This is a genomic window from Paenibacillus puerhi (assembly GCF_009846885.1).
In the GTDB taxonomy this organism is placed as follows: Bacteria; Bacillota; Bacilli; order Paenibacillales; family NBRC-103111; genus Paenibacillus_G; species Paenibacillus_G puerhi.
Window position 1 is genome coordinate 1 of sequence record NZ_WUWM01000015.1, and the last position, 14,091, is coordinate 14,091.

Sequence of the window (14,091 nt, forward strand, 5' to 3'; positions counted from 1 at the left end):
TGTACCAGTTGTCTCGCCAGAGGCACGGCTGGATAGCCAAGTACGGCAGGGATAAGCGCTGAAAGCATCTAAGCGTGAAGCCCCCCTCAAGATGAGATTTCCCAGTATGTAAGACCCCTTGTAGACGACGAGGTTGATAGGTTCGGGGTGGAAGCGCGGCAACGCGTGTAGCTGACGAATACTAATCGGTCGAGGGCTTATCCAAATAAGCTAAAAGCATTCAGCATGCTTAGTTTCGCATCCAGTTTTCAAGGTGCAAGCCTTGAATCTTCGAGGAGCAATCCTCCGAGGAAAGCCCAAGCTTTGCGGAGATCAGCTTCGTGAAACTTGCAGGTTTGGTGATGATGGCGGAAGGGAACCACGCGTACCCATCCCGAACACGAACGTTAAGCCTTCCAGCGTCGATGGTACTTGGACCGAAGGGTCCTGGGAGAGTAGAACGTCGCCAAGCCGACTAAAGCCTTTTTGGAACTTTTTCCAGAAGGGCTTTTTTTATTTATTCCCATAATAGTTGTGATGTGAATCAAGCAAAAAAATGAAATTCAAATTGTTTCCCGTGGAACGTTCTGGAATGTAAGCGCAGTCCTTGATTTGCCATGAGTTTATGCTTGACACCAAAATTGGGCTTTTGGTAAGATTGCAATAATATATTTCGGCAAGTATCTAAATAAGGAGGATTTATTACGTGTGGGAGTCTAAGTTTGCAAAAGAAGGATTAACGTTTGATGACGTATTGCTCGTTCCCAGGAAGTCGAATGTGTTTGGAAAGGAAATTGATATTTCAACAAGAATTACCGACAAGATCAAGTTAAACATTCCTTTCATTAGCTCGGCTATGGATACTGTTACGGAATCGAAGCTGGCTATCGCTATGGCCCGGGAGGGCGGAGTGGGCGTTATTCATAAGAATATGCCGATTGCCCAACAAGCAGAAGAAGTAGACCGCGTGAAGAGGTCGGAGAGCGGCGTTATTACCAATCCTTTTTCCTTGACTCCGGAGCATCATGTTTATGATGCAGAAGAATTAATGGCTAAGTACCGGATTTCCGGCGTGCCCGTCTGCGATGAGAATAAGAAGCTGGTCGGTATTCTGACCAACCGCGATCTGAGATTCGTCCATGACTACTCGATTAAAATCAAGGATGTCATGACTCAGCATCAATTGGTTACTGCTCCGGTCGGCACAACCCTTCAACAAGCCGAGGGCATTTTGCAAAAGCATAAAATCGAAAAGCTTCCTTTGGTCGACGAGAATAACATGCTTAAGGGACTTATCACGATTAAGGATATAGAGAAGGCCATTCAGTTCCCCAATGCGGCTAAGGATGAGCAAGGGCGTCTGCTCGTAGGGGCGGCTGTAGGGGTATCCAAGGACGTCATGGAACGGACCGCGGCATTAGTAGAAGCTGGCGTCGATTTGATTGTGGTGGATTCCGCTCACGGGCATCACATCAACATCCTGAACACCGTCAAGGCGATTCGCGAGCAATACCCGGATCTCCCCATCATAGCGGGCAACGTAGCGACTGGGGACGGAACGCGCGATCTGATCGAGGCGGGCGCTAGTATTGTTAAGGTAGGTATCGGACCCGGTTCGATCTGTACGACGCGGGTGATCGCCGGTATAGGCGTACCGCAGATTACGGCTATATACGACTGTGCGTCGGTAGCGCGTGAGTATAACGTGCCTATTATTGCGGACGGCGGCATTAAGTACTCGGGCGATGTGACGAAAGCTATTGCGGCTGGAGCGAGCGTGGTTATGATCGGCAGCCTGTTTGCAGGTACGGAGGAAAGCCCTGGGGAGTCTGAGATCTACCAAGGACGGCGCTTTAAAGTATACCGCGGCATGGGCTCGCTTGGAGCGATGAAAGAAGGCAGCAAGGACCGTTACTTCCAGGAAAACGAAAGCAAGCTCGTGCCTGAAGGAATCGAGGGACGCGTTCCTTACAAAGGTCCGCTCGCCGATACGTTGTACCAGTTGGTAGGGGGCTTGCGCTCCGGTATGGGGTATTGCGGAGCCGCCACCATTTCTTCGCTAATCAATGATACAAGCTTCATCCGTATTACAGGAGCCGGCCTGCGCGAGAGCCATCCGCATGACGTGCAGATTACTAAGGAAGCTCCTAACTACTCACTGTAAAAAGCAGCTCATCGCATGGGCTAAGCCCGATCAACGAACGGAAGCTTCGGCTTCCGTTTATTTTTTTAACTCACGGTCACGGGCAAGCTTTTTTTACGGGGGCATGCAGCTTATGGTACAATTACAGTTGTTTCTTTTTTGATACTAAGGAATAGGAGTGAGATGTTTGTTTGTTAAAGCCAAACGTGTTTGTGCCCTCTTAGCCGTCGTACTTTTGTTGAACACATCCCTTGTTCTGGTGCAGCCACCGCTTGCTAGCGCCGCGGAAACCCAGCCGGCCGAGCTGGAGTTGCAAGCGTCTTCGGCCATTCTAATGGAAGCTAGTACCGGACAAATCCTATATGAGTACAATGCCGACAAAGCCCTTCCCCCGGCCAGTATGGCTAAGATGATGACCGAGTATTTAGTCATGGAAGCCATTGAAAGCGGCAAGCTTCAGATGGATCAGATGATCAATACCTCTCAGGCTGCTGCGGATGCGATCGGTTCGGGGCAACTGCTTGCATTGAATGAACAGGCATCCGTCGATAATATGTTCGCGGCTATGTCCATATACTCGGCTAACGATGCTACCATCGCGCTGGCTGAAGCGGTATCCGGAGGCTCGGAAGAAAGCTTCGCCAAATTGATGAATGAAAAAGCGAAAGAATTCGGTTTATCGCCTGAAGCTCGTTTCATTAACTCGACCGGTCTGGGACGAGCCGATATGGGCAAACATGCGCCCAAGGAGCTGGAGGGGGAGACCCTGCTAACGGCCAAGGATGCCGCGACTATAGCGTTCCATCTGATCAACGATCATAAAAACGTACTGGAGTATACGAAAACCCCTTCCCGCAAGTTCCGGGAGAGAGATAAAGATCCGATGATTAACTGGAACTGGATGCTTGCAGCTAATAAGAGCACCCGTAACTTTGCCAAGTATGCGTTTGAAGGATTGGATGGTCTGAAGACCGGACATACCAAAGAGGCAGGGTATTGCTTTACCGGAACAGCGGAACGGAACGGCATGCGGTTGATCAGCGTGGTGATGGGCACCGGTATGGGTCCTAAGGGCAAGGAAGAAGCCAGGTTCATCGAGACGGCCAAGCTTCTCAATTACGGATTCAATAATTTCGAGCCCAAATCGATCTTGACGGCCAAATCCGAAATAGATTCATTGAAAACGGTCAATATTAAAAAAGGCGTGGCGTTAGAAATCCCTGTCGTTACCCAAACCGGATTGAATTTGGTCGCGAAAAAAGGAACGCCTGCCGATCAATTTCAAGTGACGACCGAAATCGTAGAGGAGAGCAAGCGGATCGCTCCTATCGAGAAGGGACAAGTTCTCGGAACCGCCAAGGTGACCTATCAAGACAAAGAATACAAAGTAAATCTGATTGCTACGGAGGCCGTCGAAAAGGCAGGCTGGTTCCGATTATTTTTCCGGGCGATCAAGGAGTTTTTCGTGGATACCTTCACAGGCGCCAAGAAGTCTTAATATCCACTAAAACCCGAGCAAATGGGTTGTATATTTAGGGGCGTTCATGTAAAATATTTCTTTAGTTAGTTTGTCCTATAAAGGAATGGTACGGACATTATGTAGAAGTTCTGGGAGGAATCGGATATGGAAACTGGTACATCTCGCGTAAAAAAAGGTATGGCTGAAATGCAAAAGGGCGGCGTCATTATGGACGTCATGAACGCAGAACAAGCAAAGATTGCAGAGGCTGCAGGAGCGGTAGCCGTTATGGCACTTGAGCGTGTGCCTTCAGATATACGTGCTGCGGGCGGAGTGGCTCGGATGGCCGATCCAACCGTCGTGGAAGAAGTTGTGAAGGTTGTCTCCATCCCTGTCATGGCCAAAGCGCGGATCGGTCATTATGTAGAAGCGAAAGTGCTTGAATCTATGGGTGTAGACTATATTGATGAGAGTGAAGTACTGACTCCTGCCGATGAAGTATTCCATATCAATAAGCATGAGTTCACCGTGCCATTCGTATGCGGAGCCCGAGATCTCGGAGAAGCGCTGCGCCGTATCGGGGAAGGCGCTTCGATGCTTCGTACGAAGGGCGAGCCGGGTACAGGCAATATCGTAGAAGCGGTCCGTCATATGCGGATGATTACCGGGCAAATCCGGAAGGTTCAAAGCTTGTCTAAGGATGAGCTGATGGCTGAAGCTAAAAATCTGGGTGCTCCTTATGAGCTTTTGCTTCAAGTCCATGAATCCGGACGTCTTCCTGTCGTAAACTTCGCGGCAGGCGGTGTGGCTACCCCGGCAGATGCGGCTCTTATGATGCATTTGGGCTCGGATGGCGTGTTTGTAGGCTCCGGTATTTTCAAATCCGAAAATCCTGAGAAATTCGCCAAGGCGATCGTTGAAGCTACGACACACTTTACCGACTATGAACTGATTGCACGCGTATCGAAAAACCTCGGTACTCCGATGAAGGGGATCGAAATTTCCAAGCTGCAGGTGTCGGAGCGTATGCAGGAGCGCGGCTGGTAATCTCCAGCCTGCGTGTCTGCTGACGAAAGAGGTTGAGGGCATGAAAATAGGGGTACTGGCTCTACAAGGTGCTGTAGCCGAGCATATCGCGCTGCTTCAAAAAGCAGGGGCTGAGGGCGTAGCTATCAAGCGTACGGACCAGCTTAGTGAAATCGACGGCATCATCATACCGGGCGGAGAAAGCACAACAATCGGCAAGCTGATGAGAACCTATGACTTTATCGAGGCCCTACGCGAGTTTTCGCGGCAGGGCAAGGCGATTTTCGGGACTTGTGCCGGTATGATTGTGTTGGCTAAAGAAATCAAAGGGCAGGATGAGCCGCATCTGGCTCTGATGGACATTCAGGTAGCGCGCAATGCATTTGGCCGTCAAAGGGAAAGCTTCGAGACCGACCTGGACATCAAAGGAATCGATAAAGACGTTCGTGCCGTATTTATTCGGGCTCCGCTGATCGAGCAAGTAGGCGATGATGTTGAGGTATTGGCTACTTATCGGGACAACATCGTCGCCGCGAGACAGGGGCACTTGCTGGCAGCCTCGTTTCATCCGGAATTAACCGACGACGAGCGGATGCACGCCTATTTTCTAGATATGGTACGTGAGACGAAGTAGGAGGGATCTGGCTTGTTGGATGTAAAGTTGCTGCGAAGCGATTTGGATAGAGTAAAGCAAGCGTTGGCGAAGCGGGGCAAGCCCCTCGAAGAGCTGGATCGCTTTATGGACCTGGATACTAGAAGAAGAGAGCTGCTGCAAGAAACGGAGCAATTGAAAAACCGCCGTAACGTCGTGTCCCAGGAAGTGGCGCAGCTTAAGAAGGCCAAGGAGAACGCGGATCACCTGATCGAAGAAATGAAGACCGTAGGCGATCGTATAAAAGTGCTGGATGAGGAAATTCGGGAGCTGGAGACGCAACTGGATGCTATTCTGCTGGCGCTGCCGAATCTACCGCAGGAGGATGTACCCGTGGGTACCAGCGAGGAAGAGAATATAGAGATTCGTCGCATCGGCGATGTTCCCTCGTTCTCTTATGAGTCTAAACCCCATTGGGAAGTCGCTCAGCAGCTCGGAATTCTCGATTTCGAAGCGGCTGCCAAGGTGACGGGCTCTCGGTTTGTATTCTACAAAGGGCTGGGAGCACGGCTGGAGAGGGCCTTGTACAACTTCATGATGGATTTGCATGCGGACCAGCATGGGTATCAGGAGATGCTGCCTCCTATGATTGTCAATGGGGACAGCCTGCTGGGTACCGGCCAACTTCCCAAATTTGCAGAAGACGTGTTCAAGCTCGAAGGAATGGATTACTACCTGATACCGACAGCTGAAGTTCCGGTGACCAATTATTACCGTGAGGACATATTAGCGGTTGAAGACCTGCCAAAGAAGTTTGTGGCGCTTAGCGCTTGCTTCCGGTCGGAAGCGGGCTCGGCCGGACGTGATACGCGCGGCTTGATCCGTCAGCATCAGTTTAATAAGGTAGAGCTGGTCAAGCTGACGACGCCTGAGAGCTCCAATGAAGAGCTGGAGAAGCTTACGGCTGATGCGGAGAAGGTGCTGCAGCTGCTCAAGCTTCCTTATCGGGTCATTACGCTCTGTACAGGCGATCTTGGCTTCACCTCGACCAAGACGTACGATCTGGAGGTATGGCTGCCGAGCAGCAATACTTATCGTGAGATTTCTTCCTGCAGCAACATTCAGGACTTTCAGGCGCGTCGAGCGAATATTCGCTTCCGCCGGGACTCCAAGGCCAAACCAGAGTTCGTACATACGTTAAATGGCTCGGGCTTGGCGGTGGGTCGGACGGTAGCTGCGATTCTGGAGAACTACCAGCAGGAAGACGGCACGGTGCTGATTCCCGATGTACTGAGACCCTACATGGGTGGCCTTGAACGGATCAGCAAAATTTAGAACTTGAACATGTTTCGCGACTTATGATACAATGCAAGATGTCACCCGGAGAGGTGGTCGAGTGGTTTAAGGCAGCGGTCTTGAAAACCGTCGTAGTCGTGAGGCTACCGTGGGTTCGAATCCCACCCTCTCCGCCATTTATATATGGCGCTAACAGCGGGATGAGAACCCACCAGGGTTCGTCGGAGCTTCAGCTTCGTTAGGATGACATCGCAGTCCGGCTCGAAGAGACGGTATCCCACCCTCTCCGCCATTTATATATGGCGCTAATAGCGGGATGAGAACCCACCAGGGTTCGTCGGAGCTTCAGCTTCGTTCCTGAGACAACTTAACTTAATTCATAAATCGAAGGAGGCGGGTTTCCGCTTCCTTTTTCTGTACAGTAAGGACCTAGCCGCAGGCTGGGTTTTTCTTGTTTTCCCCATTGTCTGCGGAGTATACGATAAGGGGCACAGATGCATGTTATAGACAGGGAGGTGTGTGATGAGATGAGCAAATCCGACCAACTGCGGATAGATCAAGAGGAACTCGTACAAGCCTGGTCACGAACGCTGCCAACCGTGCTGGACGCATCGGACCAGGCCAAGGTATGGGCCGATGGAGTTCATTCCAATGCGCTGCGCGTGCATATTACGACCGCAGGGAGGAGTCTATACAGCTTTGACTTCAAGTGTACGTATGTAGACTCGCGCGAGGTACAAGTAGAGCTGGTGGATGTAGAGCGCGACGGACGTAATGTCGATGAGCGCACGGACATTATCCAAACCCTTGTCGATGATTATGTGAGGCATCTCCATGAATGTGCCCAGCAGCTTCACGCCCTGACTACCCAATAGGGAGGATAAAAGCCATGACTAGGAATAAAAGCAATGTGGATAAAAACCTGCAAAATGTGGTAGAGGATCTTGAACAGATTGCGGTTAACAGTCATCAAGCCCAGCAGCTTGAGCAGCAGACTAACGATCGGCGTCATCAGGACGCGCTGAACCACGACAAGAATCATGCGCATCCAACTGAGCTTTTAAATAAAGAATAGCAAGCGCAGATTGGTCAACATTTCGAAATCAAAGGAGGAACCCGAGATGCCCAAGGATATTCCACAGCCTGTCAACCCGCCAAGCGGGCAGCAAAACCAAGATGAGCAGCGTCAGCGCACGGGACCAAAGCCCGGTTCCAAGCGAGTCAAAAATGAAAACCACAGCCGCCATAATAACGGAGAGGGCTAGTGACTCTGAAGATAAAAAATCAGCCTCTTACCGAAAGGTAAGAGGCTGTTATTGATCATGTAGGAGTAGGAATTTTGCGGTAAAGGGCTTGTCTCAACTGTTTTTCTCTACAATTTGAAAACATTCATTCAGCATAAGCCGGGCCATTGTCTCGTTGTCGGTGTATCCGTACAACAGAGCGCCAGCTGATATTGCATCGCAAACATCATCAAGCAACGTGCAGATGGAGATCGAAAACTCATCATAAACGATGTAGTAAGTGGTTGCCGGCATCCATATCCACCTCGGATTTGTATTTTCACGATTAGCCCTTATTCTATCATGCAACCTGACAAATGAGAACGCAGTCTGACTTTTCTAAGCATTTTTTTAGCATTTCGTAAGAGATTTTGACGTTTCGTGAAAACATGGGCATTTTATGCGTTAACGCGTACAATAGAAATAGAAACAAACGTATTCGAGGAGGAACTGGGTTATGATTATTTTGAAAACGAAAGAAGAAATGAGCATGATGAGAGAAGCCGGTCTTATATTGGCCCGCTGTCATAAAGAAATCGCGAAGATGATAAAGCCGGGCATAACCACCATGCAAATCAACGATTTTGCCGAAGCGTTTATTACCCGGCACGGCGCCGAGCAGGTGACCAAAGGCTTTCACGGTTTTCCGGCTGCCACCTGCGCTTCCGTCAACGATGTGATCGCGCACGGATTCCCGGATAACAAACCGCTGCAAGAGGGCGATATTGTAAAGATGGATATCGTTTGCCGTTATAAGGGCTGGTGCGCGGATACGTGCCAAACGTATGCCGTAGGAAAAATTTCGCCGGAGGCCGAGCGGCTGATCCGTGTGGCGAAGGAATGCTTGGAGCTTGCTATCCCTCATGCCAGAGCGGGTAACCGGATCGGGGATGTAGTGAGTGTCATTCAACGTCACGCCGAGCAGGCCGGCTTCTCGGTGGTACGGGATTTAAACGCTCATGGAATTGGCCAGTCTATGCATGAAGAGCCTTCCTATGTGCACGCTGGAAAGGCAGGACGGGGCTTCCGTCTCCAGGAAGGAATGGTCTTCACGATTGAGCCTATGATTAATGCAGGGAAATTGGATATGTTCGTTGACTTTGACGGATGGACTGCACGTACGGTAGATGGCAGCTTATCGGCCCAATTCGAGCATACAGTCGCCATAACCAATGAAGGTCCTTGGGTATTGACAGAAGAAGCTTGAATGAGCGCAGCCGTTCCGCTAAGCGAATAAACATGCAAAAAGCCTGCAGCGCGAAGGTTCTTCGGCAATCAGGCTTTTTGCATATAAGCATCTACATCATGAAGTACGTCCCCGAGAGGACTCGAACCTCTATCTGTCCTTTAGGAGAGGACTGCTCTATCCTGTTGAGCTACGGAAACTTAAAAGCAACGTTATTATATCATACGATACGCGGGGAATAAAGCTGTTAAATAATTCTCAACGACTTGCGCAGGGTTTGGCAGGGCAGCAAGCGTCTATTGATACAGAGAGGAGGGGGAGATGATTACAGAGGAAGCTTGGATTGCACGCATGAAGGCGGGCGACCGTGATGCATTCAGCGAGCTTGTAAGCCGTTATGGTCGATACTTATACCAGACGGTGTACGGCGTGCTGCATTCGGCCAAGGATGCCGAGGATGTGACACAGGAAGCGCTCATAAACATTTATGCGTCTCTCCCCCAATACCGGTATCAAGGTTTTAAGTCTTGGATCACTAGGATCGCTATTAATAAAGCCATCGATCATAGACGATCGAGGGAGCGCAAAAAGGAAGAGCTTACAGCAGAGTGGGGAGAGCTGGAGCCGGTCGCTGCCGCAAGGAGCAATATCGTGGAGGAAGCGGTGCTTGACCGTGAACAACGTGAGAAGCTGCGCAACTATGTGGATCAGCTGCCGGAGCATTATCGACAAGTGGTCTATGCATTTTATATGGAGGAAAAGTCGTACCAGCAAATTGCCCAAGAGCAGCAAATTGCATTGAAGACGGTTGAGTCGAAGCTGTATCGAGCCAAACAATATTTGCGCAATGCCTGGAAGGAGGAGGATCGGGAATGACACATGTACCGGAGGAACAGTGGCTGTTATTTGCGAGCGGTCAGCTTGAGTCGGACGAACGGCAACGCTGTGAGGATCATTTGGAGCAATGCGATGAATGTCTGGCGCTCTACGCTCATGCTGTAGAGAGGCTAGCTTATAGTTTGCCGGAGCCTGATATGGACCAATTGGCTGAAGGAGCTATGCAGCGATGGGAAGAACGCTATGGAGCAGCTGCCGTTAACGCCAGGTGCAGCCTAGAGGAGAAACATGACCGGCGCCGAAATTGGATGCGCCATCCGATCTTCCACTATACCGTGGCGGCGGCAATTACTTTGATCTTAATGGGATCGGGCGTGTTTCAGGTATTCACGCAAAATGCGAGTGCATGGGTCGATACGAACCTTCCAGCCGAGTCGGAGGAGCTCCCCCCGTCATGGTCAGAGCAGGTCATGGAACGCACCGTCGGATTGCTTGCTACGATTCAACCCAAAGAGAAACTAGAAGAAAGAAGAGGGAAGCACGATGAATAACCACAAAAACCCAACCGTTGCTTTCATATTGTCGATGATTCCCGGATTAGGCCAGATGTATATCGGCCGTATATGGAGAGGTCTCTTCGCGGGCGGAGCCTTTGCCGGAGCTGTGCTGCTGGGATTGTTCCTGGCTTTTGTCCCGAGGGAGCCGGAGCTTGCGCTTGGCATGCTGGGTATCACTTTCCTAATCTGGGTAATCAACGTCTTCGATATGGTAAGAACCTTGTCCCGCTTTTCCTTCGCAAGGCGGGGGTACGGCGAACCGCCCTATCAAGCTGACTATCCGGGTGCGAGAGAAGCAGGAAGGTCCCACGGGGGACCCAACGAACCGCCCCTAAGAGGAGATCACTATTATCAGGCGCCTTCCTACCAGGGTAGCGATCGGTCCTTCACGATATTTCTGTCCATTCTGCCGGGCCTGGGGCATTTCCATCTGGGTTTGATGCAGCGTGGTTTGGCCTTCCTGGCTCTTTTCTTTGGTCTGGGTATCGTTACGGTGTTCATGACGGCTATGACCAGGCAGGACAATTTTCTGGTCTTGCTGGGCGCCCTGCCCATTATCTGGTTGTATGCCATGTTTGATTGCGTACAGCAGCTGAATAAGAGAGAGAGGGGGGAGACGCTGATCGACCGTACATTTTTCGAGGACTTTCAAGAGGGACGGGAATCCGGCAAAAAGAACAAAACGATTGCTCTGTTGCTATCCATCTTTCCGGGAGCGGGACATATGTACCTGGGGCTTCAGAAGCGCGGATTGCAATTTATGGCGACCTTTCTCTTCAGCGTCTATTTTCTGGATGCGCTGCGACTTTCTCTGTTTTTGTTTGTCATCCCGATTCTTTGGTTCTACAGCTTCTTCGATGCGCTTCAGCAGATATCCCGATCGGGCCGGGAACCATTAGTCGATACTCCGCTCGTAGAGTGGCTTGCGCAGAGGCAAAGATGGATCGGGTTCGGGCTTTTGGCACTGGGTCTTTACTACGTGGTCGATCAGGTTCTGTTGAATACGCTGGATTTATGGTTATCCCGGGAGAATCAATTGCGGGTACTGAACTGGTACCGCAATTATTTTCAAACGTTCGTCGTTTCCTTGCTTCTGATCGGAGGCGGCTTCCGGCTCTTGTGGGGCAACAAAAAGCCGAATAGATAAGCTTCCTTTCTATGACAGGGCAGCGGGTCACATCCCGCCCAGCTTTCGACGCCGGGGTATGATCCGTAGGAGCAAAGGGAGTAAAATGAACATGATCCCGACGATCATCGGATAAATGGTCCCGGTAAATTGGTTGTAGGCAATAATGTTGGGGGCCAAAAGCTGTGCCAGGATAATCGTAATCAGTCCAAAGGGGAGCAGCAGCGGTCGGTAATCACGAATGTTGAACAGATAGGCGGTCCCGGTAACCAATGCATACATGGTTAGGGCTATCTTGAAATAAATGGTGAGCATCCACATGATCGCCATCAGTACCTCAAGCCGCTCCAGAAAATTACCGATGCTGATTTTTTTAGCCATGATATAGCTGGGATAGTTGCTGCGCTGGACGATATCCGCGCCGAGTACGAGCGTGCAGGTCAAGATTACGATGAGCAGTACTATGCCTCCCAGAATCACTCCGGAATAAAGGTATTTACCCAGCGGCCGGGTTTTGGTGACAGAGGGAAACACCGCAAACAAAATGCTCAGCTCGCAAAAAGGAAACGCTAGGATAGGGAGGCTGCCCCTCAAAAGACTGGATGCATCATGGTTCAGATAGGGCTGCAGTCTGCGGAAGTCGATTTCCGTAGACACGAAACATACCAGCATCAAAAATAAGACAAGAACCCAAGGAAAAAAAATTTCTGCGGTTCTGGCTACCGGCTCCAGTCCAAGTCGTAATCCGCATATCATGACGATAATAACGACGACGTAGATAGCTTGAACCGGAGTTTCCGGCATGATCTGGGTTGTCAGGAAATCGCCGATCTCGCGTAGAAGCATGGAGACGACAATCAGCCATAATAGCAGGAAGCAGACGACGGCTATGATACGTCCGCCCCACCGGCCAAACACGCTTTCACAGATTTCTATTAGGTGCTGCTGCGGATATCGATTGGTTAACGAGAGGTACAGGGTGATGAGCAGCAGACCCAAGATATTGCCGATGATGACCGAGAACCAGGCATCCTGACCTGCTATGGACGAGATGATGCCTGGCGAGATCAGAATGGAATCTCCCATGGTGAGCAGGGAGGCGAGAATCGTGAGCTGCCGGCTGCCGATTGTCGTTATTCTAGGGGTCATGTCTGGCCTCTTTTCTGAATGACTTAAAACAACAGAGCTTGTATCGGACGAGAAACGAAGGTTAGCATGTCAAAAACGCTGGGAACGGGTACACGCAGCGATTGGATCAGAAGGAGCGCAATCCCCACTGCAAATAATCCCAAAGTGACGGCACACTCCTTGTATTGTTTATTGCCGAGCAGCCATAACGCTTGAACGGCCGCGATCATAACAATTACAAAAAGAGCCAAGCCTGCTTTCCACATGTGTTACTCCTTAACTTCGTTGATAAACGATTGGGATACGGTTCCAGTCCGTCGAATGCGGATATCCGCTTTCACCCTAGAGGGGAACTCGGGATATTTATCTCTCCAATGATCGCTCAGGGTCAGCCAAAGCTTCGGCTTCTGTTGGTAAATGGCATTACCAAAGCCAAAGATATCGGAATTTATTTTCTGAGAGTTCTTTATAGCTTGTTTCATTAGAGTCGTTATTCGCATGTCCAGCGCCTTCTCCAGGTTTGTAATCGTTTGAGGGTCGCTGAGATCCAAGCTGCACTCAACATCCCCTATGTTGGCCTCGCCGGATACTTCGATGTTTATAGCCGGTTGGCCCTGATGAGACGCTATCTTCATGCGGCTTTGGGTGCGCATAAGCTCCAGCGTGACACTGCCTTTACTCTCGGGGCAGGCAACTCGTATAACGGTGCTTTTCACTTTATTGGTGATAAAGTTGGCGCCCACTCCCTCTGACCGGGACATCCATCCGATCAAGCGATCCCCGCGGAATACCGCCAAACCCGTAATCGTCAGACGGGCAGGAGAACTGATGTGCTCAACGTTTTCCTTCTTTTCCCCGAGCTTGGCATCCCCCACAATGGAGATGCCGGGCAAAAGGGGATTAAGCCCTTCCGTCACAAGGGAGTAGATCAGATATTCCAGATTGGTTCCGAAGACAGGAGCCCAATTCTCCTCCGCCACCTTCAAAGAGTTGTAAATTTTATTGGCCGGAATCTTCTCTATCGTCGTAAAGGTATTCAAAATTTCGCGGGCTGTCGAGTTTTTGGCAACCAGTATATAAAAATCACGTCGCAATTCGTGATCGCGGGATAAGAAATCAATGATACTCCGAATGCCGTTTTTCGCCAATTGCTCGTTGATAATAACGATGCGCAGGTGGGACAAATAAATTTTACGCGGCGACTTTGTTGTGAGGGACCGGAGGGCTTCCATGACGCTTCCAGCCGTTTCTTCATACAAGGTAACGGGAGCCCTCCCGCTGGAGCTTCCCCCTGAACGGTTAGAAATCTCCCCCGGATCCATGACTTGTGCGGTGACTTGAATGCGTCCGTTCTGATAATCGAAGCCGAGCGCTGAAGTAATGCCAAGCTCGTTCAATTCTTTACGGTTCCAGCATCCGGACATCAACGGTACAGATATACTAAGCAGCAGAACGATGAGCCTGAATCTCCCCGCCATG

At 50.4% G+C, this 14,091-nt stretch carries 16 protein-coding genes, 2 tRNA genes and 2 rRNA genes; 15 read left to right on the plus strand and 5 right to left on the minus strand.

What is annotated here, in order from left to right; translation table 11 throughout:
• The 11 genes from GSF01_RS14700 to GSF01_RS14750 form a co-directional block, all read left to right on the plus strand.
• Nucleotides 1–205: ribosomal RNA gene (locus GSF01_RS14700) — 23S ribosomal RNA — on the plus strand; the annotation flags it as partial.
• A 129-nt stretch (nucleotides 206–334) separates the two neighbouring features.
• A 5S ribosomal RNA gene (gene rrf, locus GSF01_RS14705) occupies nucleotides 335–451 on the plus strand.
• Nucleotides 452–685: 234 nt separating this feature from the next.
• A complete protein-coding gene (gene guaB / locus GSF01_RS14710; protein WP_159885280.1) occupies nucleotides 686–2,143 on the plus strand; it encodes an IMP dehydrogenase in 1,458 nt (485 codons plus the stop codon).
• Nucleotides 2,144–2,309: 166 nt separating this feature from the next.
• On the plus strand, nucleotides 2,310–3,620 hold the full coding sequence (locus GSF01_RS14715; protein ID WP_159885283.1) for a D-alanyl-D-alanine carboxypeptidase family protein: 1,311 nt from the start codon (nucleotides 2,310–2,312) through the stop codon (nucleotides 3,618–3,620).
• A 126-nt stretch (nucleotides 3,621–3,746) separates the two neighbouring features.
• Nucleotides 3,747–4,628 (plus strand): pyridoxal 5'-phosphate synthase lyase subunit PdxS, encoded by an 882-nt coding sequence (gene pdxS / locus GSF01_RS14720; RefSeq protein WP_159885285.1) that lies wholly within the window; start codon nucleotides 3,747–3,749, stop codon nucleotides 4,626–4,628.
• Between the two features lie 40 nt (nucleotides 4,629–4,668).
• Nucleotides 4,669–5,241: a pyridoxal 5'-phosphate synthase glutaminase subunit PdxT gene (gene pdxT, locus GSF01_RS14725; protein WP_159885287.1), complete on the plus strand. Its 573-nt coding sequence runs from the start codon at nucleotides 4,669–4,671 to the stop codon at nucleotides 5,239–5,241.
• 12 nt (nucleotides 5,242–5,253) lie between these two features.
• Nucleotides 5,254–6,534 carry a serine--tRNA ligase gene (gene serS / locus GSF01_RS14730; RefSeq protein ID WP_159885289.1) on the plus strand — a complete coding sequence of 427 codons (1,281 nt, stop codon included), beginning with the start codon at nucleotides 5,254–5,256 and terminating at the stop codon, nucleotides 6,532–6,534.
• Between the two features lie 47 nt (nucleotides 6,535–6,581).
• Nucleotides 6,582–6,671: transfer RNA gene (locus tag GSF01_RS14735), tRNA-Ser, on the plus strand.
• 351 nt (nucleotides 6,672–7,022) lie between these two features.
• Complete coding sequence (locus GSF01_RS14740) at nucleotides 7,023–7,370, plus strand: hypothetical protein (RefSeq protein ID WP_159885291.1); 348 nt, start codon at nucleotides 7,023–7,025, stop codon at nucleotides 7,368–7,370.
• Between the two features lie 14 nt (nucleotides 7,371–7,384).
• The gene (locus GSF01_RS14745) at nucleotides 7,385–7,570 is read left to right on the plus strand and encodes a hypothetical protein (protein WP_159885293.1); all 186 of its coding nucleotides are present in this window, start codon (nucleotides 7,385–7,387) and stop codon (nucleotides 7,568–7,570) included.
• Between the two features lie 46 nt (nucleotides 7,571–7,616).
• Nucleotides 7,617–7,760: a small acid-soluble spore protein P gene (locus tag GSF01_RS14750; RefSeq protein ID WP_159885295.1), complete on the plus strand. Its 144-nt coding sequence runs from the start codon at nucleotides 7,617–7,619 to the stop codon at nucleotides 7,758–7,760.
• A gap of 93 nt (nucleotides 7,761–7,853) precedes the next feature.
• On the opposite strand, the gene GSF01_RS14755 is transcribed toward GSF01_RS14750, so the two are convergent.
• A complete protein-coding gene (locus GSF01_RS14755) occupies nucleotides 7,854–8,033 on the minus strand; it encodes a hypothetical protein (RefSeq protein WP_159885297.1) in 180 nt (59 codons plus the stop codon).
• 202 nt (nucleotides 8,034–8,235) lie between these two features.
• On the opposite strand from GSF01_RS14755, the gene map reads away from it, so the two are divergent.
• On the plus strand, nucleotides 8,236–8,985 hold the full coding sequence (gene map / locus GSF01_RS14760; protein WP_159885299.1) for a type I methionyl aminopeptidase: 750 nt from the start codon (nucleotides 8,236–8,238) through the stop codon (nucleotides 8,983–8,985).
• A gap of 106 nt (nucleotides 8,986–9,091) precedes the next feature.
• Here the strand turns inward: map and GSF01_RS14765 are convergent.
• Nucleotides 9,092–9,164 (minus strand) — tRNA-Arg (locus tag GSF01_RS14765).
• A gap of 121 nt (nucleotides 9,165–9,285) precedes the next feature.
• On the opposite strand from GSF01_RS14765, the gene GSF01_RS14770 reads away from it, so the two are divergent.
• Genes GSF01_RS14770 through GSF01_RS14780 form a run of 3 tightly spaced genes read left to right on the plus strand, consistent with a single transcriptional unit; the run spans nucleotide 9,286 to nucleotide 11,505 of the window.
• Nucleotides 9,286–9,840 carry an RNA polymerase sigma factor gene (locus GSF01_RS14770; RefSeq protein ID WP_201305399.1) on the plus strand — a complete coding sequence of 185 codons (555 nt, stop codon included), beginning with the start codon at nucleotides 9,286–9,288 and terminating at the stop codon, nucleotides 9,838–9,840.
• Nucleotides 9,837–10,352: an anti-sigma factor gene (locus GSF01_RS14775; protein ID WP_159885301.1), complete on the plus strand. Its 516-nt coding sequence runs from the start codon at nucleotides 9,837–9,839 to the stop codon at nucleotides 10,350–10,352. The genes GSF01_RS14770 and GSF01_RS14775 overlap by 4 nt, the downstream gene beginning before the upstream one ends.
• A complete protein-coding gene (locus GSF01_RS14780) occupies nucleotides 10,345–11,505 on the plus strand; it encodes a hypothetical protein (protein ID WP_159885303.1) in 1,161 nt (386 codons plus the stop codon). Before GSF01_RS14775 ends, GSF01_RS14780 begins: the two co-directional genes overlap by 8 nt.
• Nucleotides 11,506–11,532: 27 nt before the next feature.
• Here GSF01_RS14780 and GSF01_RS14785 read toward each other — a convergent pair whose 3' ends face one another.
• From GSF01_RS14785 to GSF01_RS14795, 3 genes are read right to left on the minus strand one after another with little or no spacing between them, the layout of a single operon-like run.
• Entirely contained in the window at nucleotides 11,533–12,633 is a 1,101-nt protein-coding gene (locus GSF01_RS14785; protein WP_159885305.1) for a GerAB/ArcD/ProY family transporter, read from the minus strand.
• 23 nt (nucleotides 12,634–12,656) lie between these two features.
• Complete coding sequence (locus tag GSF01_RS14790; RefSeq protein WP_159885307.1) at nucleotides 12,657–12,878, minus strand: hypothetical protein; 222 nt, start codon at nucleotides 12,876–12,878, stop codon at nucleotides 12,657–12,659.
• A 3-nt stretch (nucleotides 12,879–12,881) separates the two neighbouring features.
• Nucleotides 12,882–14,090 (minus strand): Ger(x)C family spore germination protein, encoded by a 1,209-nt coding sequence (locus GSF01_RS14795; RefSeq protein ID WP_159885309.1) that lies wholly within the window; start codon nucleotides 14,088–14,090, stop codon nucleotides 12,882–12,884.
• Nucleotide 14,091 lies beyond the last annotated feature (1 nt).

What these genes read in the sequence shown, in the direction of transcription:
- GSF01_RS14775 (WP_159885301.1), top strand. Translation starts at nt 9,837, where the DNA reads ATGACACATGTACCGGAGGAACAGTGGCTGTTATTTGCGAGCGGTCAG.
- map (WP_159885299.1), top strand. Translation starts at nt 8,236, where the DNA reads ATGATTATTTTGAAAACGAAAGAAGAAATGAGCATGATGAGAGAAGCC.
- pdxS (WP_159885285.1), top strand. Translation starts at nt 3,747, where the DNA reads ATGGAAACTGGTACATCTCGCGTAAAAAAAGGTATGGCTGAAATGCAA.
- GSF01_RS14755 (WP_159885297.1), bottom strand. Translation starts at nt 8,033, where the DNA reads ATGCCGGCAACCACTTACTACATCGTTTATGATGAGTTTTCGATCTCC.
- GSF01_RS14750 (WP_159885295.1), top strand. Translation starts at nt 7,617, where the DNA reads ATGCCCAAGGATATTCCACAGCCTGTCAACCCGCCAAGCGGGCAGCAA.
- GSF01_RS14770 (WP_201305399.1), top strand. Translation starts at nt 9,286, where the DNA reads ATGATTACAGAGGAAGCTTGGATTGCACGCATGAAGGCGGGCGACCGT.
- GSF01_RS14780 (WP_159885303.1), top strand. Translation starts at nt 10,345, where the DNA reads ATGAATAACCACAAAAACCCAACCGTTGCTTTCATATTGTCGATGATT.
- GSF01_RS14785 (WP_159885305.1), bottom strand. Translation starts at nt 12,633, where the DNA reads ATGACCCCTAGAATAACGACAATCGGCAGCCGGCAGCTCACGATTCTC.
- GSF01_RS14790 (WP_159885307.1), bottom strand. Translation starts at nt 12,878, where the DNA reads ATGTGGAAAGCAGGCTTGGCTCTTTTTGTAATTGTTATGATCGCGGCC.
- pdxT (WP_159885287.1), top strand. Translation starts at nt 4,669, where the DNA reads ATGAAAATAGGGGTACTGGCTCTACAAGGTGCTGTAGCCGAGCATATC.
- GSF01_RS14740 (WP_159885291.1), top strand. Translation starts at nt 7,023, where the DNA reads ATGAGCAAATCCGACCAACTGCGGATAGATCAAGAGGAACTCGTACAA.
- GSF01_RS14795 (WP_159885309.1), bottom strand. Translation starts at nt 14,090, where the DNA reads ATGGCGGGGAGATTCAGGCTCATCGTTCTGCTGCTTAGTATATCTGTA.
- GSF01_RS14745 (WP_159885293.1), top strand. Translation starts at nt 7,385, where the DNA reads ATGACTAGGAATAAAAGCAATGTGGATAAAAACCTGCAAAATGTGGTA.